The sequence below is a fragment of the Streptomyces sp. NPDC050418 genome, assembly GCF_044458745.1.
In the GTDB taxonomy this organism is placed as follows: domain Bacteria; phylum Actinomycetota; class Actinomycetes; order Streptomycetales; family Streptomycetaceae; genus Streptomyces.
In genome coordinates this window covers 326,828-347,648 of sequence record NZ_JBITIG010000006.1, presented here as the reverse complement: position 1 = coordinate 347,648, position 20,821 = coordinate 326,828, and the positions used below count along the sequence as shown (strand labels likewise).

Genomic DNA, 20,821 nt, shown 5'->3' with positions numbered 1-20,821 from the left:
CTACAGCTCTTCCGCCAGGGTCGAGGCTGCCATGACGAGGTCGTCAATCCGATGCCACTCGCGCCGTTGCTCCTCGGTGGACGATGTCCAGACGGTGAACGCACCGTTCGGTCGCGGCCTGATCCAAAGCACGTTTTCGGTCTCGGAGCCGTCTGCGCGCCGTAGTCCCAGCGTCCAATGCGAGATGAATGGGAACAGCTCACGCAAGGTGGGTTTCTCGCGAAGCGCTAGCAACAGATCCCGATACCCGGAAAAATTAGGATCGTTGATCAAGATGTCCCACTGGACTTCTTCGGGATTTCCATCTTCATACGCCTGACTCAATCGGTCGGACTGCATGAAAGGGAATTTCTGCCGAAGGCCTCTCAGGTCAAGTCCGCTCTTCCAGCTTTTCATGACTTCGGCGACCGAAGGCAGGTCGTCAGTACTTCCACATGCCCAGACGAATCCTCGCCCTCCGCTACTCAAAGTGATCGAGAATCTACGGGCGTTCGTTCCAAGGTTCACACGCATATCTCCGCGAGGGGAAGCGAACGTCGCAATGCTCCAATTGTTCTCTGGGTTGTGAGCGGAAAGCGTCAAATGGTTGCCGCCTTCACGAGAGAGTGAAGCGAGCGCTTCGCGCACGCCGCCAGCCTCGACGATGTCAGGATAATAATGGATGCGCCAGTTGGATTGATTGTTTTCCGGTGGATTCATCAAAGATCCTTAGAATTCTCGACGTAAGATTAACGTAGGGCTGGCTAATCGGCCCATTCCAGGGTCCATGCCGTATACCACTTTCCGTCATGCCACTTCGGTTCCGGGACGTCGATCGGGCCGTCTCGGTCATAGAAGTTGATTGAGTCCCAAGCTCTCCGCTCGCCAATGACAGATCTTGCGAGCCAGCCCATTTCCTGCATTGTAGCGTGGACGCCCGGGGCGCCGGCGAGGCCCCTAGTCGCCATTCCGTCGAAGTCGTAATCAAACTGATCGGTATAGACGTGTATTGATTTGCTCGGATCGTTTATTGCGTCCAGTGAACTTGTTGTTGTCTGCCCAAGCTGCGGCACCTGATTTTTGGTAGCCGAGGGCGACTTTATTCGGGCATGCGTCTGGGGCGAGCCCGAGATGATCGCTCCAGGTTTGAGGGTTTATTACGTAAGCGACCGGGTTCGAGGCAGGGTCGAGGCCTAGTGGGTCCGGGCTCGTATAGCGGGCAGCTTCAGAGTCGTAGTAGCGAAAATTGTTGTAATGTAGTCCGGTTTCGATGTCGAAGTATTGCCCCGGGAACCGGAGGGGGGTGTACGAGGTGCTGTCTGCCTTCCAGGCTGTAGAACCCCAGATTGTCGTTCGAGTCCGCCATGCGATGGAGCCCTCTTCGGTGAGAAGCTCAGTCGGTGCGCCGATCAGGTCAGTAACGATGGCGAAGAAGCGGCGGGCAGGTGCATCCGCGGTGTCATTCGTCAGGCGCTGCTCTGTCTGAGCGATGGGGCGCAGGCCGTGGTGGTCCCAAGTGAGGGCGATGCGGTCCGACCACTCGGCGGTGGCTGTGACTTGTTCGCAGAGTGACGTGCCGTCCCAGGTGAACTCGGTACGTTCGACGGCAGTTTCACCGTCATCCCCCAAGCGCACCTTCGCCGTGCGGCGACCCAAAGCGTCGTACGTGTAGCGCCAGACCGCCCCGTCCGGTGTGATCGTCGAGATCAGGCGGTCCTCCGCGTCCCACTCGTAGCGCCATGTATCCGGCTTGCGCGACAGGCGGGTTTTCTGACGGAGAGTGATCCGGCCGAGGGCGTCGTGTTCGTAGCGGATGGCGCCGGCGCGGATGATGCGGGTGCCGTCGTAGGTGCGCGGGCCGGTTGCCTCGTGGCCGGGATGGGAGGCGGGCCAGTTGGCCGACGTCTGGTTGCCGGCCTCGTCGTACGCGTACGTCTCGGTCCAGTTGGTCGCGTGGACTGCCGTGACGCGGCCTGCGGCATCCAGGTCGAAGTGGCGGGCGCCGGCGAGCTGATCGTCGACGGCGGTCAGGTTGCCGTCCGCACGGTAGGCGTACGTGCGTCGTTGGACCGTAGTGCCGTCGGCCACGGTGACAGCCTGGTCGAGGAGGCGGCCCAGTGGGTCATAGGCGTTTGTGAAGGAGATGGCTTCGCCGACACTCCGGGAGGTCTCGCGACCCGCCTCGTCGTAGGCGAAGTCGATCGTGCGGCCTGAGGTGCTGAGGCGGGTACGGCGGCCTGCTTCGTCGTAGGTCCAACTGCTGACCGCGCCGGTGGGAGTCGTACGGCTGGTGCGGCGGCCCACATCGTCGTAGGTGTACCGCAGTTCACGGCCGTCGACCGTTTCCGAGACCAGGCGGCCGAAGCGATCGCGGAGCAGCGTCAGCTCGGTGTCCGGGCCGACGGCGTGGGCGAGTTGGTCGGTGAGGTCGTAGGTGAAAGTGGTGACCAAGCCCGCCGCGTCCTTGCGGACGACCTGGCCCAGCGCATTGCGCTCGAAGGTGGTGGTCTGGCCGAGGGCGTTGGAACGGGAGGTCAGCCTTCCGGCCGTGTCGTAGGAGTAGCTGAGATCGCGATCGTCGAAGTCCGTTTCGGATGTGAGGCGACCGGCCGCGTCGTAGGCGTAGTTCCAGGTCAGACCCTGGGGATTGGTGACCTGAGTGAGGCGTAGTTCGTGGTCATGGTCGAACGTGTAGCGGACGCCGTCGGGGCCTGTGCGGGCCATGAGCAGGTCGAAGTGGGTGTACTCGAAGGTCGAGACCGAGCCCAACTGGTCGGTGTGAGAGGTGCAGTTGCCCTCACCGTCGTACGACCAGGATTCGGAGGTGCCGTCGGGCGCGGTGCGCCGGGTGAGTTTGCCTTCGACCGACCACTGGAGGCGGGTCACCGCGCCGAGCGGATCCGTGATGGCGACCGGGCGCCCGAGGGAGTCGCGCCGGAAGTGAGTGGTCGCGCCCAACGGGTCGGTGACGGCGAGAGGAAGGCCCGCTCGGTCGCACTGGATGTGTGTGATGTGACCGAGTGGGTCGGTGATCTCGGTGAGGTGGCCGGCGTCGCTGTAGGTGAAGTGTGTGGTCAGGCCGGCGGGGTTCGTGGCCGATGTGCGGTTGCCGCGCTCGTCGTATGTGTAGTGGCGGACGCTGCGATCGGGAGCCACCACCCTTATCGGCAGGCCGAGTTCGTTGTACTCGGCGGTGCTGGAGCGGCCGTCGGGGCGGGTGACCGTGGTCGGGTTGCCCGCGTCGTCGTAGCCCAGCGTGGTCGTATGGCCCAGAGGGTCGGTGGTGGACAGCAGGCGGTTGTAGCGGTCGCGCTCGTGGCGGGTGATCGCGCCGAGCGGGTCGATCTCCGCCACCACCTGGGCGTCGTCGTTGATGACGAAGCGGCGGGTGTGGCCGTCACCTGTCGTGGTCGTAGTGACCTTGTGCCCGGGCGACGGGTCGGTGCCGTCGTAGTCGAGGCGCAGCGTCATATGGCCGTCGCTGCCGCCCTCGGCTATGCATCGGTCTTTGTCGTCGTATTCATACGTGTACGAGCGGTCGTTGGTGTCCGTCCAGGACGTGACCCTCTTCCGCTCGTCGTAGGTGAAGCGGAGTGGGAGGCCCGAGGAGTTGACTGTCTCGGTGAGGTTGCCCTCGGTGTAGCCGTAGCGGATCAGCTCCAGGTCGGCGCCGTCGGCGTCGGCCCCGGCCAGACTCAGGGCGGTGACGCGGCCCTCGGCCGTTGCGAACTTGAGCTGGTGACCCGCGCTGTGCACCAGGCCGGCCGGTGCGCCCTCCGCGTCGTACTCGAAGGTGATCCAGTTGCCGTGACGGTCGTCGATCTGGACGAGCACGGCGAGCTCGTCGCTTTGGTCGGAGAAATGCCAGACCCGGCCGGTGGACGGATTGGTGATCGTGTAGCCGCCCGTCTCCCGGTCCAAGGGCCACCGCGGACCGTGGCTCGGAAGTACGGGGATGCCGGGAGCCGGGTGTGGATACGCCAGGATGCGGCCGTCCTCGGTGACGAAGAGGACGCCTTCCGCATCGATCTCCAGACGCTGATCGATCGTGCTCGACCACGAGGGTCCGAACCAACGGCCGAGCTGATAGCCCGACTCGACTCGGCGTTGGAACACCAGGGGCAGCACGCCCGGCAGGACGACGTCCGTCTGCGGCAGGAACATCTTGCCGGTGGCCATGTCGACCGGGTCGGAACCCTTGGTCTCCACGGCGTCCTTGTCGCGAGCGACCTGGTTCGGTCCGTCGTCCACTGCGTCACGCGCCGCCCTCTGCGCCCCGCTCTCCAACGACTCCTTCGCCGCGGTCTTGACCCCGGTGGTGAGAGCGCCGCGTGCCAGACCGGCACCTTTCGTGCCGAGGACTTCGGGGATCAGGCGCCCGAGGAACTCGGACGGATCGTTCTTGAAGGCGTCGACGGCTGCGGAGACCGCACGGTCGGGGTGGGCCACCGTGGAGGTCAGGCCCGAGAGCGTCATCGAGACGTTCTGCAGGTACTCGGCCGGGTGCGTCAGGTTGTACGGATCCACCGGGTTGAGGCCGCGGACGAAGTTGACCAGGCCCGCGCCGCCCTTGAGGACGCCGCCGACCACATGGGTCAGTTCGGTGTCGACCGCCTTGAAGCCGTCGGCGATGTTGCCGCCGAGCCGGTCGAGCGGGGGAGGCTCGGCGGGGGCGTGGGTGAGGGCCGCCTTGACCTTGGACTGGGCCTCGGCGCCGGCCGTGTTGCGTTGCTTGCGGGCCTCGGCGAGCTTCTCGTGTGCCTTGGTGATATCGGCCTTGCCGGGGTCTTTGAAGGGCTCGGGGCGCGGGCCGGGGTCCTCGTTCGCCTTGAGCTTGGCGTTGTAGGTGTCGACGCGCTGGTTGTACGCGGTGACCGCGTCGTCGGAGGCCGTTTTGCCCTTCTTGTAGAGCTCGATTGCTTCCTTGGCCTGGCTTTGGGCCCACTTCACTGTGTCCGCATAGGCGTTGAGTGCGCCGGCCGCCTTCTCGCAGGCGTCGGCGGCCTGCGCCCACTTGGTGGGATGCACACCGAACTACTTGCGGAACGCGCCGCCGCCTTCGCCTGCCCAGCCGGAGGAGTCGACTTTCCGCATACCGCTCGCGACCTTGTCGAAGGCGGAGTGGAAATCTTTCAGGTGCTTGGCCGACTCCCGGATCGTCTCCGGTTTGCCGTGCACGAGTTCGTCGGCGTCCTCGGTTTGCCCGAGCTGCTGCTCTCCCGGTGTGGCGCCCAGGTCGGACGCGACGTCGTCGCCCCAGTCCTCGACCGCGTCCGCGCCGGACTCCCAGCCCACGTAGTCAAGGCCCTGGCCGACCTTGTCCGTGGTCCAGTCGACACCTTCACCGAGCGCCTTCTTGCCCGCGTCGATGCCGTCCTCGACCGCGCCGAGTCCGTCGTTGACCCCGTCCTTGATCGCACCGCCGAGGTCGCTCAGACCGTCGCCGACGTCGTCCATGAGTCCCATCAGCCGGCACCCCCGCCCTGCTCGGCAGCTTTCGCGCGCTCCTCGGCCGACGGACCGAAGGTCTCGTCCAGGAACGCCTCGTACTCCGCGTCGCTCATACCCGCGAGATCCTGGGCCCGGGACGTACCGAGGAAGTCGGAGGTGGCCACGTCACGGCCCGCGTCCTTCCAGCCCTGCTCCGCGTTGGCGAACGCCGTGTCGAAGGACTCCTTGCTGTAGTCGACGTCCCCGCCGAAGATGCCGGACGTGGCGACATCACCCCAGTCCTGGCGGGTCACCTCGTCCTCGGTCGCGTACGGGTTGCCGATCAGCGAGTTCGTCGCGACCTTGAGCGAGCCCTCCACGTACTGATCCGTCTCGTAGTACGTGCCGGCGGACAGGCCGGTCTTCTGGGCGAAGCCGTTGCCCTCGTTGATCAGTGAGCGCACACCCCATTCCCAGCGCTCGCAGAACGAGGTGAACTCCCCGGTGAGGCCCTCGTGCCCCAACTCGAGGCCGGACAGGGCGATATCACCGAATCCGCGCCCGGCTCCGGCCGTGCCCACCATGCCCAGCTCCTTGAGCTCGTCCAGGGCCGCGGTCAGCCCTTGCGCAATGAGGCCGAGCCCCTGGGCCTTCAGATCCTTGCCGTCTCCGCTCACGCCACACCCCCGTCGTGTACGCCTGCCTTGGCCTGTTCAATGCCGCTGTCCACAGCTGCCTCGTCAGGCGTGATCCCCCTGACAGGCGGGAACACCACCCCGTCCGGACCGTCCGCGCAATCCAGTGCCACCCCGCATGGCACGCCTGCGGCCGGAACCGCAACGTCCAGCAGCCGGGCGCCCAATATGCGCCGGTATTGCCACTCCCGAGCACCTTCACCCCGCGCCAGGGCGAACCGTGCCAATGCCGCCTCGTTCGAGAAAGCGAAGATCCAGCGAACACCGCCCATGTCGCCGGTCAACAGGCTCTGCACGCCATCCGCTTCGCCCGCGTACGGCACGAGCACCGCCGTGCGCCGGAACTCGCCCAACACCGCCGCGAACTCCCGCAGCCGTCCTGCTACCTCGGTGGATTCCCCGGTCCGCGCGAGCGGCTCCGCGACGGGAGGGGTGACCGTCTCGGTCGATGAGTCGAGATCCGCCAGCCGCGATCGTGGCGGACTGCCCGCCGTACCCCCGTAATCAGACATGCGGGCGATCATCGCAACTGCATACGGTGAGGTGCAAGGCGGTCCTGGTCCAGGTGCGAGGAGGTCCCTGTCGCGCCCTCCAGCACGCCGACGCGGACCCGCCCCCTCGAAAGGGCCGGGCCCGCGTCGGCCTGTGGTGGAGGTCAGCCGCGGACCGAGGGCGACTGGTCGGGGGCGACGGCGGCCGGTTCAGTGTTCGTGTGACACCCGCGCCAGCAGCTCGCGGATCTCCCGCAGGCCGATGCGCGTGCCGGGGTCGGTGTCGCGTTCCTCGATCCGTGCCCAGTGCTGCTCCGCCGCGGCCAGGTCGCCGCGGCGGCGGGCCAGTTCGCCTGCGAGGCGGTTGCCCGTGAGGTGGCCCGGGTAATCGGCGAGCAGGTCCGCGACGACCGGCGCCGCCTCCTCGTCGCGCTCCGCCTCGACGAGCAGCTCGGCCAGTTCGGGACGGGGGTCGGCGCGGCGGTCCAGCGCCCCGCGCGGCGGGTCGAAGTCCCCGGCGCGCTCCACCGCGAGGCGCAGCCACCGCTCGGCCTCCGCGGTACGGTCGAGCCGGCGCAGCGCCCGGCCGAGGTGGTACGCCGCCTCGGGGATGTCGGCCTCCCACGCCTGCTCCAGCCACCGCTCGGACTCGGCGTAGCGGCCCCAGCGCACCATGCTGCGCCCGGCGAGGAACGCGGGCCGCGCCAGACCGCCCTCGGCCGCCTTCATGTACCAGCGCTCCGCGAACTGCGGGTCCCCGCCCCGCTCCTCGGACGTCCAGCCGACGCCCCACGCGGCGCGCGCGTGTCCGAGCTCGGCGGCCTTGAGGGTCCAGATGCCGCGTGCCCGTTCGTCCTTGGCGTCGGCGTGGATCACGGCGATGCTGTACGCCGCCCCCGCGTCCCCGGCCTCGGCGGCGGGCTCGAAGTACGGCACGAGCAGGGTCTCGTCGGCCTGGCAGGACTGCAGCATCCGGCCGAGGTCGAGCAGCGCCCGCGGCGTCCCGGACCTGCGGTACCAGTCGGCCGCCTCGGGCAGCCGGTACACGCGTTCGAGTGCGTCGGCGTACGCGAAGCACTCATCGGGGCCGCCGGACTCCGCGGCCGCCTCCAACTCGGGCAGACGCGCGAGGAGTTCGGGGTCGGGCAGGGTCTCGGTGTCGGCGCGGATCTGCGCGATCTCCTCCAGCTGGGAGACGAACATCTCGGGCCGCGCGCCATCGGGATCCTCCTCGCCCTCGTCGATCCCGGCCGGGCGCACCCACTGCTCGGCCTCGTCGAGCCGACGCTGCAGGATCCCGATGAGGCCGAGGTGGAAGCGTGCGTAGTCGTGGCCGCCGGGCGCCTGCGCGGCCGTCAGCAGCCACTCCTCGGCCGCCCGGTGGTCACCGCGCTCGAACGCCCAGACACCGAGGACGTACGCCGCGCCCGAGTACCCGCGTTCATGCGCCTGTACGGCAAGGGCGCGCGCCTCCTCGAACCGCTCGCGGTCTCGGGCCACCAGGATGGCCTGCTCGACCAGGGCCTTGTCCGAGCCGACGGCCGCGGCCCGCGCGTAGAGCGCCTCCGCCGCACGGATCGTGCTCGGGTAGTACGTGAACATCCCCGCGTTCTCCGGATCGCGCAGCGGGCTCAGCGCCTCGAACGCCGCCTCGGCGTCCCCGTCCGCTTCCGCCCGAGCGAGCGCGTCCCCCCACAACTCCAGGTAGTCGATGATGTCCTCGACGACCTGGCCCGACGACCCCGCCTTGCGGTCGCCCCGCTCGTACGCATCCGCCAACTGCGCCCGTGCCTCGGCGTATTCACCGTCCCGGGCGGCCCTGAGCACCGCGCCGTTGGTGAGGCTCGGAAGGTGGCCGAGCTCGGCGCCCCGTGCGTACCACTCCCGCGCCCCGTCCAGGTCGCCGGCTTCCTTGAGGAGCGTGGCGAGCCCGAAGGCGCAGCCGCCGTCACGGTCGGCCGCACTGCGGTACCAGCGCTCGGCCGCGTCGAACTCCCAGCGGTCCTTGTGACAGATCGCCAGCGTCCGCGCCGCGTCCGCGTCCCCGTCCTCCGCCGCTCTGACCCACCACGGCAGCGCGTCGTCCATCCGCCCATGCTCGGCGAGGAACGAGGCGTACGCGCGGTACGCCCCTTCCCGCCCGGCCACGGCGGCCGACGCCAACTCGGTGTCCCTGTCCCGTACTTCGGCTGCCTCTTCCCCGTGGTTCATACGGAGATCCTTTCAGGCGGGTGAGGACGGAGGGGTACGAGGGTGGGCGGCCGCCGAGGAGGCGTCAGGCGGGCTCGGGCCGCTCCGTCCGCCGCAGGACCGCGGCTGCGAGGACGGCCGTGCCGCCGATGAGGACCGCGCACAGGACGCCCACGGCGTTCAGACCGCTGGTGTACGCGTCGCGCGCCGCCGTCAGGGACGCGCCGCCGAGGCCGCCGAGGTCGCCCGGGAGACCCTGCCCCGTCTCCGCGCGGTACACCGCGGCGCCCAGGCTGCCCATGGCCGCGATACCGAGGGAGACCCCCAACTGCCCGCTCGTCTCGGCCATCGCCGCGGCCGAGCCGCTCTTCTCCGGCGGTGCGGCACCGATCACGAGGTTCTGGCTGAGGGCGCCGATCGGCCCCGTACCGAAGAAGGCCAGGACGAAACCGGCCACCAGGAGCGGCAGTCCGCCCACCGGGTCGACAAGGGCGAGGAGCAGATAGCCCGCGGCGGCGGCCCCGAGCCCGCCGGTGATCACGGCCCGGACCGAGAGCCGCTTCACCAGGACGGGCGCCGACATGGCGGCCGCGATCGAGGCGAGCGCCGACGGCACCATCCACAGGCCCGCCTCGATCGGCGACAGGCCCTGGACCATCTGCAGATGCCCCGTGATGAACAGATAGCTGCCGCCCATGGTCGTCATGGTGAGCATCAGGACGAGCAGGGACGCGGTGAAGGCACGGAAGCGGAACAGCCGCAGATCGAGCAGCGGATGCGCGAGGGTGCGCTGCCGCCGTACGAAGAGAGCGCCTAGCCCGAGGCCCACGGCGAGGGCGACCGGGGAGCCCGGCTGCCAGCCGAGGCGGGCGAACTCCTTGAGTCCGTAGATGAACGGCAGGATCGCGCCGAGCGAGAGCAGCACGCTGGTGAGGTCGAGGCGGCCGCTGTCCGGGGCACGGTACTCGGGCAGCAGGAAGGGTGCGGCGAGCAGCAGGACGGCCATGACGGGCACGCCAAGGAGGAACGCCGATCCCCACCAGAAGTACTCGAGCAGCACGCCGCCGATCACCGGGCCGAGGGCCGTCCCCGCCATGAAGGAGCTGGCCCAGACCGCGATGGCGCGGGCGCGCTCGCCCGGGTCGGGGAACATGTTGCTGATCAGGGCGAGCGTGGAGGGCATGAGGCTCGCGGCGGCGATGCCCAGGAGCGCGCGGGTCACGATGAGCATCTCGGCGCTGGTGGCGTACGCGGCGGCCACCGAGGCGGCGCCGACGGCCGCGGCGCCGATCAGGAGCAGCCGGCGTCGGCCGATGCGGTCGCCGAGTGTGCCCATCGTGACGAGGAACCCGGCCATCAGGAAGCCGTAGATGTCCATGATCCAGAGGGTCTGGCTGCCGGTGGGCCGCAGCGACGCGGCGAGCTCCGGCAGGGCCAGGAAGAGCACGCTCTGGTCGAGCGCGAGCAGGATCGTGGGCAGGGCCAGGACGGCCAGGCCCAGCCACTGCCGGGTGCCCGCCTTAGGGGCGGGTGGCGCGGGTGGGGCGATGGTCGGTGGCATGAATCCGCCTTACAGGTACGGAGGGTGGGGACGGGCGGGGGTGGAGACGGGCGGGGACGGGCGGGCCTTCGTGTCCCGCCGGGAGCGCCTCGGTCAGGCGGTGGCGAAGCCGCGCAGGAGTGCGGCGGCGGTCTCCACCGCGCGGCGGGCCTGGAATTCGACGGCGGCGAGATTCGCCTCCGCGACGTTGCTCGCGTCGTTGCCGGATACGGAACTCGCGCCGTACGGATTGCCGTTGGCCGGGTCGAACTGGACCGGGTCGGCGTAGCCGGGCGGCACGATGATCGAACCCCAGTGGTAGAAGGTGTTGTTGAGTGCGAGGAGCGTGCTCTCCTGGCCGCCGTGCGTCGCCGAGGTCGAGGTGAACGAGGAGACCACCTTGTTCACCAGCCCGCCCGCGGCCCACAGGCCGCCCGTGGTGTCGATGAACTGCTTCAACTGGGCAGCGGGCAGCCCGAACCGGGTCGGGGTGCCGAACAGGATCACATCGGCCCACTCCACGTCCGCGACGCCCGCCTCGGGGATCCCTGCGGTCGCGGCGGCATGCTCGGCCCAGGCCGGGTTCCCCGATATCGCCGCGGCGGGCGCGAGTTCGGCGGCCCTGAGCAGCCGGACCTCGCCGGCACCGGCCTTCTCGGCGGCCCGCGCCGCGGCCTGGGCCATCGTGTGGACATTGCCGGTGGAGGAGTAATAGATCACGGCCACGTTGGTCATTGCGTGCTTCCCCTTCGGGTGGTTGGCGACGTGAACCAGCCTCTCCACCCGTCGGACCTGGAACAACGCCGATCAGCTGAAGTACCGTGCCGTGCGGCTAAACGATCGGAAGGGGCGGGAGAGCGTGGAGCGACAGGAGCTGGAGGCGTTCCTGGCGCTGGCCGAGGAACTGCACTTCGGACGCACCGCCGCCCGGTTGGGTCTCTCGGCGGGGCGGGTCAGCCAGGTCATCCGGACCCTCGAACGGCGCGTCGGCGTCCCGCTCTTCGAGCGCACCAGCCGCCGCGTGATCCTCACCCCGGTCGGCGAACGCCTCCGTGACGATCTGCTGCCCGCGCGCCGCATCATCGACGAGGCGCTCGCCCGTGCCGTCGCCTCGGGGCGCGGCATCACCGGCACGCTGCGCATCGGCTACTCCAGCTCGATGGCCGCCAACCTGCTGCTCAAGGCGGCCGAGACCTTCCGCAGGACGTACCCGGACTGCGACGTGTCGATCCAGGAGATCCACCTCTCGGACCCCTACGGTCCGCTGCGCGCAGAACAGGTCCACTTCCAGCTCACCGAACTCCCCCTGGCCGAACCGGACCTGGTGGCGGGCCCCGTCCTCTACTCCTCCGAACGCTCCCTCCTGGTAGCCGACTCGCACCCCCTCGCGCGCCGCTCGACGGTCTCGCTCGAAGAACTCGCCCACGAAACCCTCCTGACGATCGGCGGCGCGGCCCCGCAGCACTGGCTCGACCACAACTTCCCCCGCCGCACCCCCTCCGGCCGCCCGATCCCACAGGGCCACGCGGCGATCTCCTGGCAGGAGATCCCCTTCCTGGTCGCCGCAGGCGAGGGCGTCTCCCTCGCCTGCACCGACGCCCAGCTTCATTACGCCACCCCGGGCGTCACATGGATCCCCGTCAAGGAGCCCCTGCCCTGCCACTTCGCCCCCATCTGGCCGAAGAACGGCGAGACTTCGCGGGTCCGCACGTTCGTCGAGACACTGCTCCGGACGGCGGGCGCGGGTGGGCGCGGTAGCAGCCGTCCGTAAGCCGGAGCCCCGGGCCCGACGAGAGCCGGACCCGGGGCGCTCCTCGTCCGGGCTCAGCCCTGAACCATCAGCAGCAACCGCGTCTCGGCCACCAGCTTCCGGTTCACGCTCGTCGACTGGATGAAGATGGTGAACTCGTCGTTCTGGTCCGGGCGGAGGCGGACCTCCGTGTCCGGGAGGCCGAGCAGGGCGCGGGCCTGGGGGCCCGTGTAGACCTTGTCCGTCTTCTTCTCCAGGACGGCGATCTGCTTGCGGGCCTGGACCTTCTCCGACTTGCTCAGCTGGTAGTACGCGGCACCCGTCGTGTACGTGTGGCCGCTGTCGACCACCCACGTCCGTATGGACTCCGCGCGGTCGACCGTGAGCAGCCGGTACGTGTCCGCGCTCGCCGGGGTGAGGCCGGCCGCCTTGATCGTGTCCTTGTTGACCGCGTCCGCGCCCGTCGAGAACACCGCGCGCGAGCCGCGGATGCCCTTGGTGCGGCCGATCATGAACTTCTCGGTGGCTTCCTGGATGACCTGGCCGGCCTCTTCGAGGCCCTGGGTGCTGGTGGCGTCCCAGATCGCGATGTTGTCCTTCGGGAAGCCGCACTGCATGGCCTCGCGCTTGCCCATCTGGTCGGGGACGAGGACGGCCAGCGTCCAGTTGTCCTCCTGGGTCTTCGACAAGTCGGCGACCGCCTTGACCAGTTGCTGCGGGGTCATGCCCCGGCCGTCCGGGCTGCGGTGGCTGGTGTTCTCCTGGCCGTCGGTGAGCACAAAGGTGAGGAAGCTGTGGTCCCCGTACAGCTGGGCCGTCTGGGCCAGTTCGCGCTGCGACTTGAGCGTGGCGGCGAGGAGCGCCGTCGAACCGCTCGCCCGGTAGTGCTGCTTCAGGGACGGCATCCGCAGCACGTCCTTGTCGTAGATGACGCACTCCACCTGGTTGGAGAAGACATAGACCGTGACGCGGGTCTCCTGGTCCAACTCCTGGGAACGGCGCGCCAGATAGGCGATCTGCTGGTCGGCGACCTCGACTACCTTGCGGCTCAGATGCGACATGGACGAACTCGCATCCAGAACAAGAGCAACGTGATTGATGTAGTTCTGCGAACCGGACATGCCTGATCCCCCTCGTCCCGGAAGCCCCTGCAGCTCCCGTTCGATGTCTCCATCCTCCCAGGAGCCACTGACAATTGATCTTGGAAACGAGGGGGTGGGCAGCCGGCGCAGCGAGTGGAATCCGCCGTGGGAACAGGCTGGTTCAGCCGTGGAACTTCACATATCCGTTGCCGTCACGGTCGTTGCGCGACTTGGTGTACGAGTGGACATCGGCTCGTGCGCCGGACGGCTTGTAGAGGTAGATCGTGTCACCGGAGTTGTTCCAGATGAAGTTGCAGTTGTTGCGGTAGACGACGTTGCCGCGGTCCGAGTCCGTCCCGTTGCCGCCGCGAAGGCGGATGTAGTCACCGGGCTGCAGGGTGTGGCTCCTGGTGAACGTGAAGGTGTTGCCCGCCGCGTCCTCGACCGAGTAGCCCCGCAGGTTCACCGTCGCCGTGCGCGAGTAGTTCTTGACGGTCAGGTACTCGTTCCGGGTGTTCCCGCCGGAGCAGCGGTTGCTGTCGCGCCCCGGGGCGTCGTACTGCACGCCGTACAGCTTGAGCGCGGACGAATACTCGGCCGCGTGCGAAGGCGCGGCGAGTGCGGTCAGACCTGCGGTGACGAGCACGGCGGTGGCGGCGGATATGGCGGTGCGAGGGCGCGGTGTGCGGCGCATGGAGACTCCTCGGGACGTCCCGTACAAGGGAGTTGAGCAGGAAGCTGAACAGAGGGTTGAGCGATGAACGCGCACACGTTACTCACGGAATCTCCACATACGAGACGGCTTCGCGGAATCTGACCGATGTGCGTCGCAACCGGACGCCATTGGTTGCACCAATTGCAATGGCCCGCGCACATGTTGCATCCCGCGCAATGCTCATTACGGTTCGGCCGCGTCTCCCGAATGGACTAGACCGCCCATGAACCCTGTGCTGAGAATCACCTCACGCAAATGGACCGCCATCCAGAAGGGGGCTCGTCATGAAGCGACGTGTCATCGCGGCAGCAATCGCCTTGACGCTCGGACTGACCGCGACGGCGTGCGGCGATGACTCGGGCGACAGCGGCAAGAAGGACGGGGCGACCGACGGCAAGGGCAAGACCCTGACCGTCTGGATCATGGAGGGGACCAACCCCGACGCCCGTCCGTTCTTCAAGGAGGCCGCGGCGGCCTTCAAGAAGAAGACCGGGGCCGACGTCAAGGTCGAGTACCAGCAGTGGGCGACCGCCAACCGCAAGTTCACCACCGCGATCGCGGGCGGCGCCGACCAGGTGCCGGACGTCGCCGAGGTCGGTACGACCTGGGTGCCGCAGTTCGCCGAGACCAAGGCGCTGGTCGACGTGACCGCCGAGGTCGAGAAGTCCGGGCTCTCCGACGACCTCGTCGAGGGCCTCAAGGACGCCGGCACGCTCGACGGCAAGCAGTACGGCATGCCGTGGTACGCGGGTGTCCGCTCGATCCTGTACCGCAAGGACATCTTCGAGAAGCACAAGATCAAGCCCCCGACCACCTGGAAGGAGCTCCAGGAGGCGGCGAAGACGCTGAAGGAGAAGGAGCCCAAGCTCATCTCCTTCCCGGTCGCCGGCGGTGCCGAGATGTTCGCGGCCCCCTTCATCTGGGGCGCGGGCGGCGAGCTCGCCAAGCAGGAGGGGGACACCTGGAAGTCGGCGATCAACTCGCCCGAGGCGCTCAAGGGCATCGAGTTCTACACGGACCTCGCCACCAAGGACAAGGTCTCCCCGGCCAAGGTCAACACCTGGACGGAGAAGGAGGTCGGCGACGCCTGGAAGAAGGGCCAGATCGCCATGTCCATCTCCGGCAACTGGACCCCGAAGGCCTTCGTCGACGAGAACCCGGAGCTCAAGGACAAGCTCGGCGCCGTGCCGATCCCCGGCCCGGACGGCGGCATGAGCCGTTCCTTCCTCGGCGGCTCCTACCTGTCCACGTTCGACACGGACAAGAAGGACCTGGCCTGGGAGTTCGTGAAGCTCCTGACCACCGGTGAGTTCGCCGCCAAGTGGGCCGAGCAGACCAACTACTTCCCCGGCCAGAACTCCGAGCTGGAGAAGGTCGCCGCGAAGAAGGACCCGCTGGTCGAGCCGTTCGCGCAGCAGATGCTGGAGGCCGGCGCCACGGTCCCGAAGACCGAGTCGTACGGCAAGATCCAGGCCGCGCAGGTCGTGCCCGGCATGATCCAGGCGATCATCACGGGCAAGTCCTCGGTCAAGGAGGCCGCGGACAAGGCCGCCCAGCAGATGGACGAGATCTTCGCCAAGGACAAGTAGGGCGCACCGAACTGTGAAGAACGCGCTCGCAGGCGGCGGGCAGGACACCTCTGCCCGCCGCCCCACCGCCAAGGCGCCCGCGGTCCGCCGCCGGCGCCTGATGAATCTCGGCCGCCCCTGGCTGCTGCTCGCCCCGGCCCTCGTGGTGCTCGCCGGACTGCTGCTCTACCCGATCTTCCAGGTCGGCAAGATCTCCCTGCAGGACTGGGAGGTGACCTTCGGCGGCGGAGTGGGGGAGTACACCGGCTTCGACCACTACAGCGAGCTGCTCTCCAGCGAGCTCCTGTGGAAGACGGTCATGCCCAACACCGTCTTCTTCGCCATCGCCTGCGTCGGCCTCACCGTCGTGCTCGGCACCCTAGTCGCGCTGCTGCTCAACCGGCTCGGCACGGCCTGGCGGGCCATCTGCTCGGTGTCGATCCTGGCCGCCTGGGCGATGCCCGCCGTCACCGGCACGTATGTCTGGATCTGGCTGTTCCAGCCGGAGGAGGGCATGTTCAGCCAGCTCGCGGGGGCACTCGGCCTGATCGACCCGGCGACCACGAACTGGTTCACGGAACGGCTGCCGTTCTACGCCATCGCCACCCTGAACGTGATCCACCACGGCTTCCCGTTCGTGGCGATCACCGTCTTCGCCGGGCTCCTCACCATCCCGAAGGAGCTGTACGAGGCGGGCATGATCGACGGGGCCAACGCCTGGCAGCGGTTCTGGAAGATCACCGTGCCGACCATCCGTCCCGTCTTCCTCGTCGTCACCATCCTGTCGACCATCTGGGACTTCAAGGTCTTCACGCAGATCTTCCTGATGCCGGGCGGCAGCGGCGCCAACGAGGAGGTCTACAACCTCGGCGTCTACTCGTACGTGCAGGCCTTCGGGCAGGACGACTACGGGGCCGGCTCGGCCGCTGCCGTGCTGCTCACGCTGCTGCTCCTGCTGATCACCGTCGTCTACATCCGCACGCTGTTCCGGCAGGGGGAGGAGGACCTGTGAGCACCCGTCGTTCCTCACCGGCCGCGCGGACCGGCCTCGTGGCCGCCGTCTTCGCCCTGCTGGTCTTCACCCTGTTCCCGGTGTACTGGATGGTGTCGACCTCGTTCGACCCCAAGGCCAACACCCGGGGCGCGGACGTCCTGCCGGGCGGTTTCAGCTTCGAGCACTTCGAGCTGGTCTTCGAGCGGGGCAATTTCGGTACGTTCCTGCTCAACTCGGCCCTCGTCGGCCTCGGCACGATCCTCGCGGCCGCGGTGCTCTCGCTGTTCGCGGCCATCGCGGTGGCCCGCTTCAAGTTCCGCTTCCGCACCTCGGTCCTGATCATGGTCCTGATCGTGCAGATGGTGCCGCTGGAAGCGCTGGTCATCCCGCTGTTCCTGCAGATGCGGGACTACGAGCTGCTCAACTCGCTGCTCGGTCTGACCATCGTCTACATCGCCCTCTCGCTCCCCTTCGCCATCTGGACGCTGCGCGGCTTCGTCCAGGCGGTGCCCAAGGAGGTCGAGGAGGCGGCGTACATCGACGGTGCGTCCTGGTTCCGGATGTTCCGCTCGGTGCTGCTGCCCCTGGTGGCGCCCGGGCTCGTGGCCACGTCGATCTTCGCGTTCATCACCGCGTGGAACGAGTTCGTGTTCGCGTACACCTTCATGAAGGACAGCGAGAAGTACACGGCGGCCGTCGGCATCTACCAGTTCTTCGGCGAGAACTCGACGGCCTGGGGTCCGGTCATGGCCAGCTCCACGCTGGTCACGCTGCCCGTGATGATCTTCTTCGTCCTGGTGCACAAGCGGCTCGGGTCCGGCCTCGCGGCCGGAGCCGTCAAGGGCTGACGCGAGTCACTTCCGTACGAAGAGCGGTACGGGGATCCGGATCAGTTCACGCGATACGGGTCCCCGTACACCTTCCACTGCAGCGGTGTCTCGAGCGCCAGGTTCCCCGCCTTCAGGAACACGCGCTGGGCCGTGTCGATCCGCGAGGTGTCGCGGTCGGCGTCCTTGGCCTTCATGACCTCGCGCCGCACGTCGAGGAAGGCCTTGAGGTACGCCTTCTCGTCGCCGCCCTCCGCCTTCGTCTGCGCCCGCTCCATGGCCTCCTCGCGGATCCCGTAGAAGCCGCGCGAGTCGGTGCCGGGGCCGTGCAGGACCATCGCGTCGTAGTACATGAACTGGCCGAGCGTGTTCAGGCCGTCCATCTTCGCCTGCCGTACGGCCGGCTCGAAGTAGTCGTCGTCCCGCAGCCTGTCCTGTGCCTCGCGGAACGCGGCCTTCCCGGCCTCGCGCTCCCAGGCCGCGGGGAGGTCCTCGAGGCCCTCGTGCGAGTCGGTGCCGTCGACCGCGCGCAGGGCGGGCAGATACTTCGCGAGCCCGTTGTCCGGGTGCTCCTTCGTATAGCGCTCGACGAGCTGGAGCATGTCGTGCGTGCCGGAACAGAAGCCGATGATCCCGGCGGTGTAGCCGTTGCCGTCGCCGATGTCCTCGATGTAGCCGTAGTTCGCGCGCCAGTCGAGCGTGGAGTTCTCCGCGCTCGCCACGATCCGCTGGGCCAGCTCCTTCTTGTCCTTGGCCGCGAGCCCCTTGGGCATCTTGCGGATGCGCTCGTCCAGCTCGCGCTGGGTCTCGTCGGCCAGCGCGTCCGAGCCCTGGGAGGCCGAGGACCGGTCGCCGGAGCCGCCCGCGTCCGGTTCGGGACCGAGCAGGTAGACGACGAGCGTCGCCACGGGGGCTATGGCGAGAAAGAGACAACCGGCACGCTTCATGCGCACAGAGTAGGGCTCAGGCCCACGATCCGGGCGGCCAGGGTCAGGAGGCGGCGGGCCGGCCGCCGCGCTCACGCCGTCTGCCCGCCGTCCACCGTGAGCTCCGTGCCCGTCATGTACGAGGACGCCTCCGAGGCCAGGAACACCACCAGCTCCGCGACATCCGCCGGCTGTCCCACCCGCCCCAGCGGCACTGTCGACCAGTCCCGTCCGGCCGTCGCCTCCGCGATCATCGGAGTGTGGATCGCCCCGGGATGTACCGAATTGATCCGGATGCGGTACGGGGCGAGGTCGAGCGCCGAGGAGCGCGTCAGGCCGCGCAGAGCGAACTTCGTCGCGCCGTAGGCCGCGTGCCCGGGCAGGCCCTTGAGTCCCGCCGTCGACGAGATGTTCACGACCGAGCCGCCGCCCGCCTCCTTCATCGCGGGCGCGACCGCCTGGATCCCGAGGAACGCCCCTACCAGGTTCACCTGGAGGAGGCGCTCGAAATTGTCCCGCGTCTCCTCCTCCACGGAGGCGGTGCGCCACAGCGCCGCGTTGTTCACCAGTGCGTCGAGCCGCCCGAAGCGGTCGAGCGCGGCCGCCACGGCCGTGGACCAGCTCGCGGCGTCGGTCACGTCATGCCGTACGAACAGGCCCTGGTCCCCGAGCGACGCGGCGACCTCCCGCCCTTCGTCCGCCAGGAGGTCGCTCACGACGACCCGCGCGCCCGCCTCCGCGCACCGCCGCGCCTCCTCGGCGCCCTGGCCGCGTGCGGCGCCCGTGATGAGCACCGTCCTGCCGTCGAGCGAGATCATCGCGCCTCCTGGGGTACCCCTGCGTATATGACGAATCGTCATACTCGTAGGCTGGTACCGGAACATCAACAGCTTTGCCGCAACTGCACGTACTGAAGGGCCTGTTGGCACCCGAGTGCACGGTGCCTACCATGAAGTACGCATCAAGGGGAGAGGCCGGGGATGAGCAGTCAGGAGCGGATCCGCAGCAATGGCCGGCCGGCGCAGCCGGCCAAGGGGGAGCGCCTCGCCGACTGGGCCGACGGGCGGCTCGGCATCTATGCGATGGCCAAGTCGCAGATGCGCAAGGTGTTTCCCGACCACCCGAGCTTCATGCTGGGTGAAATCTGTCTGTACAGCTTCATCATCCTGATCCTGACGGGCACCTGGCTCACGCTGTTCTTCGAGCCGAGCATGATCGAGGTCGAGTACGAGGGCTCGTACGAACCCCTCAAGGGCGTCCTGATGTCGCGGGCCTTCGAGTCCACCGTCGAGATCAGCATGGACGTGCGCGGCGGACTGCTGATCCGGCAGATCCACCACTGGGCGGCGCTCGTCTTCGTTGCCGGGATGCTCGCGCACATGATGCGCGTGTTCTTCACGGGCGCGTTCCGCAAGCCGCGCGAGGTCAACTGGCTGTTCGGCTGGACCCTGTTGATGCTCGCCCTGATCACCGGTCTGACCGGCTACTCGCTCCCCGACGACCTGCTCTCCGGCACCGGTCTGCGCTTCGCGCAGGGCGCGATCCTGTCGATCCCGGTCGTCGGCACGTATGCCGCGATGTTCCTCTTCGGCGGCGAGTTCCCCGGCGGGGACATCATCTCGCGGCTCTACCCGATCCATATCCTGCTGCTGCCGGGCATCATGCTGGGCCTGGTCGTGGCCCATCTGATCCTGGTCTTCTACCACAAGCACACCCAGTTCGCGGGGCCCGGGCGCTCCGAGAAGAAGGTCATCGGCGCCCCGTTCATGCCGATCTACGTGGCGAAGGCCGGCGGCTTCTTCTTCCTCGTCTTCGGTGTGCTCGCCTTCATGGGCGCGGTCGCGACGATCAACCCGGTATGGCTGTTCGGACCGTACCGGCCGGATCTCGTCACCACCGGCGCTCAACCCGACTGGTATCTGGGCTTCTCCGAGGGCCTGATCCGAGTGATGCCGGGATGGGAGATCAACGCCTTCGGCCATACGCTCGTGCTCGGCGTCTTCATCCCGTTCATGCTCTTCCCGCTCTACATGACGGCGATCGCGGTCTATCCGTTCATCGAGGCCTGGGTCACCGGCGACAAGCGCGAGCACCACATCGCCGACCGGCCGCGCAACGTGCCGACCCGCACCGCGCTCGGTGTCGCCTGGCTCGTCGGCTACGGGGTGCTCCTGATCGGCGGCGGCAACGACATCGTGGCCACCAAGCTCCATCTGTCGATCAACGCGATCACCTGGTTCGTACGGATCGGCTTCTTCCTGCTCCCGGTCCTGGCGTTCTGGATCACGCGCCGGATCTGCCTCGGGCTGCAGCGCCGCGACCGCGACAAGGTGCTGCACGGGCGCGAGAGCGGCATCATCAAGCGGCTCCCGCACGGCGAGTTCGTCGAAATCCACGAACCGCTCACGCAGGGCCAGCGCTTCACCCTCACCGCACACGACCAGACCAAGGCCCTCGACCCCGGCCCGGCCACCGACACCAACGGGGTCCCGAGGCCGACGAAGCGCGGCGAGAAGCTGCGGGTCAGCCTCTCGAAGGCGATGTACGGTCCGGCGGCCCAGGTGGAGAAGCCGACGGCACAGGAGTACCAGGAGATCACCAGCGGGCACGGCGATCACCACTGACCCGCCGGAG

The 20,821-nt window shown here is 68.1% G+C and carries 15 protein-coding genes and 1 pseudogene; 5 read left to right on the top strand and 11 right to left on the bottom strand.

Annotated elements, in window-relative coordinates:
- The 7 genes and pseudogenes from ACIBI4_RS16850 to wrbA all read right to left on the bottom strand — a co-directional run bounded on the left by ACIBI4_RS16850 (position 1) and on the right by wrbA (position 11,060).
- A complete protein-coding gene (locus ACIBI4_RS16850; RefSeq protein WP_399204646.1) occupies positions 1–699 on the bottom strand; it encodes a DUF6193 family natural product biosynthesis protein in 699 nt (232 codons plus the stop codon).
- Positions 700–743: 44 nt separating this feature from the next.
- Positions 744–5,436: pseudogene (locus tag ACIBI4_RS16845) on the bottom strand (putative T7SS-secreted protein).
- Positions 5,437–5,444: 8 nt separating this feature from the next.
- Positions 5,445–6,086 (bottom strand): hypothetical protein, encoded by a 642-nt coding sequence (locus ACIBI4_RS16840; protein WP_399204645.1) that lies wholly within the window; start codon positions 6,084–6,086, stop codon positions 5,445–5,447.
- Positions 6,083–6,628, bottom strand: a complete 546-nt coding sequence (locus ACIBI4_RS16835; protein ID WP_399204644.1) for a hypothetical protein — start codon at positions 6,626–6,628, stop codon at positions 6,083–6,085. Before ACIBI4_RS16835 ends, ACIBI4_RS16840 begins: the two co-directional genes overlap by 4 nt.
- Before the next feature lie 177 nt (positions 6,629–6,805).
- The gene (locus ACIBI4_RS16830) at positions 6,806–8,806 is read right to left on the bottom strand and encodes a sel1 repeat family protein (RefSeq protein ID WP_399204643.1); all 2,001 of its coding nucleotides are present in this window, start codon (positions 8,804–8,806) and stop codon (positions 6,806–6,808) included.
- A 64-nt stretch (positions 8,807–8,870) separates the two neighbouring features.
- Positions 8,871–10,346 carry an MFS transporter gene (locus ACIBI4_RS16825; RefSeq protein ID WP_399204642.1) on the bottom strand — a complete coding sequence of 492 codons (1,476 nt, stop codon included), beginning with the start codon at positions 10,344–10,346 and terminating at the stop codon, positions 8,871–8,873.
- 93 nt (positions 10,347–10,439) lie between these two features.
- Positions 10,440–11,060: an NAD(P)H:quinone oxidoreductase gene (wrbA, locus tag ACIBI4_RS16820; RefSeq protein WP_399204641.1), complete on the bottom strand. Its 621-nt coding sequence runs from the start codon at positions 11,058–11,060 to the stop codon at positions 10,440–10,442.
- 124 nt (positions 11,061–11,184) lie between these two features.
- Between wrbA and ACIBI4_RS16815 the strand changes: the two genes are divergently transcribed.
- Entirely contained in the window at positions 11,185–12,096 is a 912-nt protein-coding gene (locus ACIBI4_RS16815) for a LysR family transcriptional regulator (protein WP_399204640.1), read from the top strand.
- Positions 12,097–12,149: 53 nt separating this feature from the next.
- Here the strand turns inward: ACIBI4_RS16815 and ACIBI4_RS16810 are convergent, their stop codons facing one another.
- A complete protein-coding gene (locus tag ACIBI4_RS16810; RefSeq protein ID WP_399204639.1) occupies positions 12,150–13,196 on the bottom strand; it encodes a vWA domain-containing protein in 1,047 nt (348 codons plus the stop codon).
- A 142-nt stretch (positions 13,197–13,338) separates the two neighbouring features.
- Complete coding sequence (locus ACIBI4_RS16805) at positions 13,339–13,851, bottom strand: lamin tail domain-containing protein (RefSeq protein ID WP_399204638.1); 513 nt, start codon at positions 13,849–13,851, stop codon at positions 13,339–13,341.
- 305 nt (positions 13,852–14,156) lie between these two features.
- On the opposite strand from ACIBI4_RS16805, the gene ACIBI4_RS16800 reads away from it, so the two are divergent.
- From ACIBI4_RS16800 to ACIBI4_RS16790, 3 genes are read left to right on the top strand one after another with little or no spacing between them, the layout of a single operon-like run.
- A complete protein-coding gene (locus ACIBI4_RS16800; protein WP_399204637.1) occupies positions 14,157–15,461 on the top strand; it encodes a sugar ABC transporter substrate-binding protein in 1,305 nt (434 codons plus the stop codon).
- Positions 15,462–15,474: 13 nt separating this feature from the next.
- Positions 15,475–16,452, top strand: coding sequence for a carbohydrate ABC transporter permease (locus tag ACIBI4_RS16795; RefSeq protein ID WP_399204636.1), 978 nt, complete (start codon positions 15,475–15,477; stop codon positions 16,450–16,452).
- Positions 16,449–17,282, top strand: a complete 834-nt coding sequence (locus ACIBI4_RS16790) for a carbohydrate ABC transporter permease (protein WP_399204635.1) — start codon at positions 16,449–16,451, stop codon at positions 17,280–17,282. Before ACIBI4_RS16795 ends, ACIBI4_RS16790 begins: the two co-directional genes overlap by 4 nt.
- A 41-nt stretch (positions 17,283–17,323) precedes the next feature.
- Here ACIBI4_RS16790 and ACIBI4_RS16785 read toward each other — a convergent pair whose 3' ends face one another.
- Together ACIBI4_RS16785 and ACIBI4_RS16780 are read right to left on the bottom strand one after the other, a co-directional pair.
- Positions 17,324–18,208, bottom strand: a complete 885-nt coding sequence (locus tag ACIBI4_RS16785; protein ID WP_399204634.1) for a chitosanase — start codon at positions 18,206–18,208, stop codon at positions 17,324–17,326.
- Positions 18,209–18,279: 71 nt separating this feature from the next.
- Positions 18,280–19,005, bottom strand: a complete 726-nt coding sequence (locus tag ACIBI4_RS16780) for a glucose 1-dehydrogenase (protein ID WP_399204633.1) — start codon at positions 19,003–19,005, stop codon at positions 18,280–18,282.
- 162 nt (positions 19,006–19,167) lie between these two features.
- Between ACIBI4_RS16780 and ACIBI4_RS16775 the strand changes: the two genes are divergently transcribed.
- On the top strand, positions 19,168–20,811 hold the full coding sequence (locus ACIBI4_RS16775; protein WP_399204632.1) for a cytochrome bc complex cytochrome b subunit: 1,644 nt from the start codon (positions 19,168–19,170) through the stop codon (positions 20,809–20,811).
- The last annotated feature ends 10 nt before the right edge of the window (positions 20,812–20,821 follow it).

Bases quoted from the DNA above. Each gene is read 5' to 3' on its own strand.
- ACIBI4_RS16850 (WP_399204646.1), bottom strand. From the start codon at position 699: ATGAATCCACCGGAAAACAATCAATCCAACTGGCGCATCCATTATTAT.
- ACIBI4_RS16835 (WP_399204644.1), bottom strand. From the start codon at position 6,628: ATGATCGCCCGCATGTCTGATTACGGGGGTACGGCGGGCAGTCCGCCA.
- ACIBI4_RS16830 (WP_399204643.1), bottom strand. From the start codon at position 8,806: ATGAACCACGGGGAAGAGGCAGCCGAAGTACGGGACAGGGACACCGAG.
- ACIBI4_RS16825 (WP_399204642.1), bottom strand. From the start codon at position 10,346: ATGCCACCGACCATCGCCCCACCCGCGCCACCCGCCCCTAAGGCGGGC.
- wrbA (WP_399204641.1), bottom strand. From the start codon at position 11,060: ATGACCAACGTGGCCGTGATCTATTACTCCTCCACCGGCAATGTCCAC.
- ACIBI4_RS16810 (WP_399204639.1), bottom strand. From the start codon at position 13,196: ATGTCCGGTTCGCAGAACTACATCAATCACGTTGCTCTTGTTCTGGAT.
- ACIBI4_RS16805 (WP_399204638.1), bottom strand. From the start codon at position 13,851: ATGCGCCGCACACCGCGCCCTCGCACCGCCATATCCGCCGCCACCGCC.
- ACIBI4_RS16800 (WP_399204637.1), top strand. From the start codon at position 14,157: ATGAAGCGACGTGTCATCGCGGCAGCAATCGCCTTGACGCTCGGACTG.
- ACIBI4_RS16785 (WP_399204634.1), bottom strand. From the start codon at position 18,208: ATGAAGCGTGCCGGTTGTCTCTTTCTCGCCATAGCCCCCGTGGCGACG.
- ACIBI4_RS16780 (WP_399204633.1), bottom strand. From the start codon at position 19,005: ATGATCTCGCTCGACGGCAGGACGGTGCTCATCACGGGCGCCGCACGC.
- ACIBI4_RS16775 (WP_399204632.1), top strand. From the start codon at position 19,168: ATGAGCAGTCAGGAGCGGATCCGCAGCAATGGCCGGCCGGCGCAGCCG.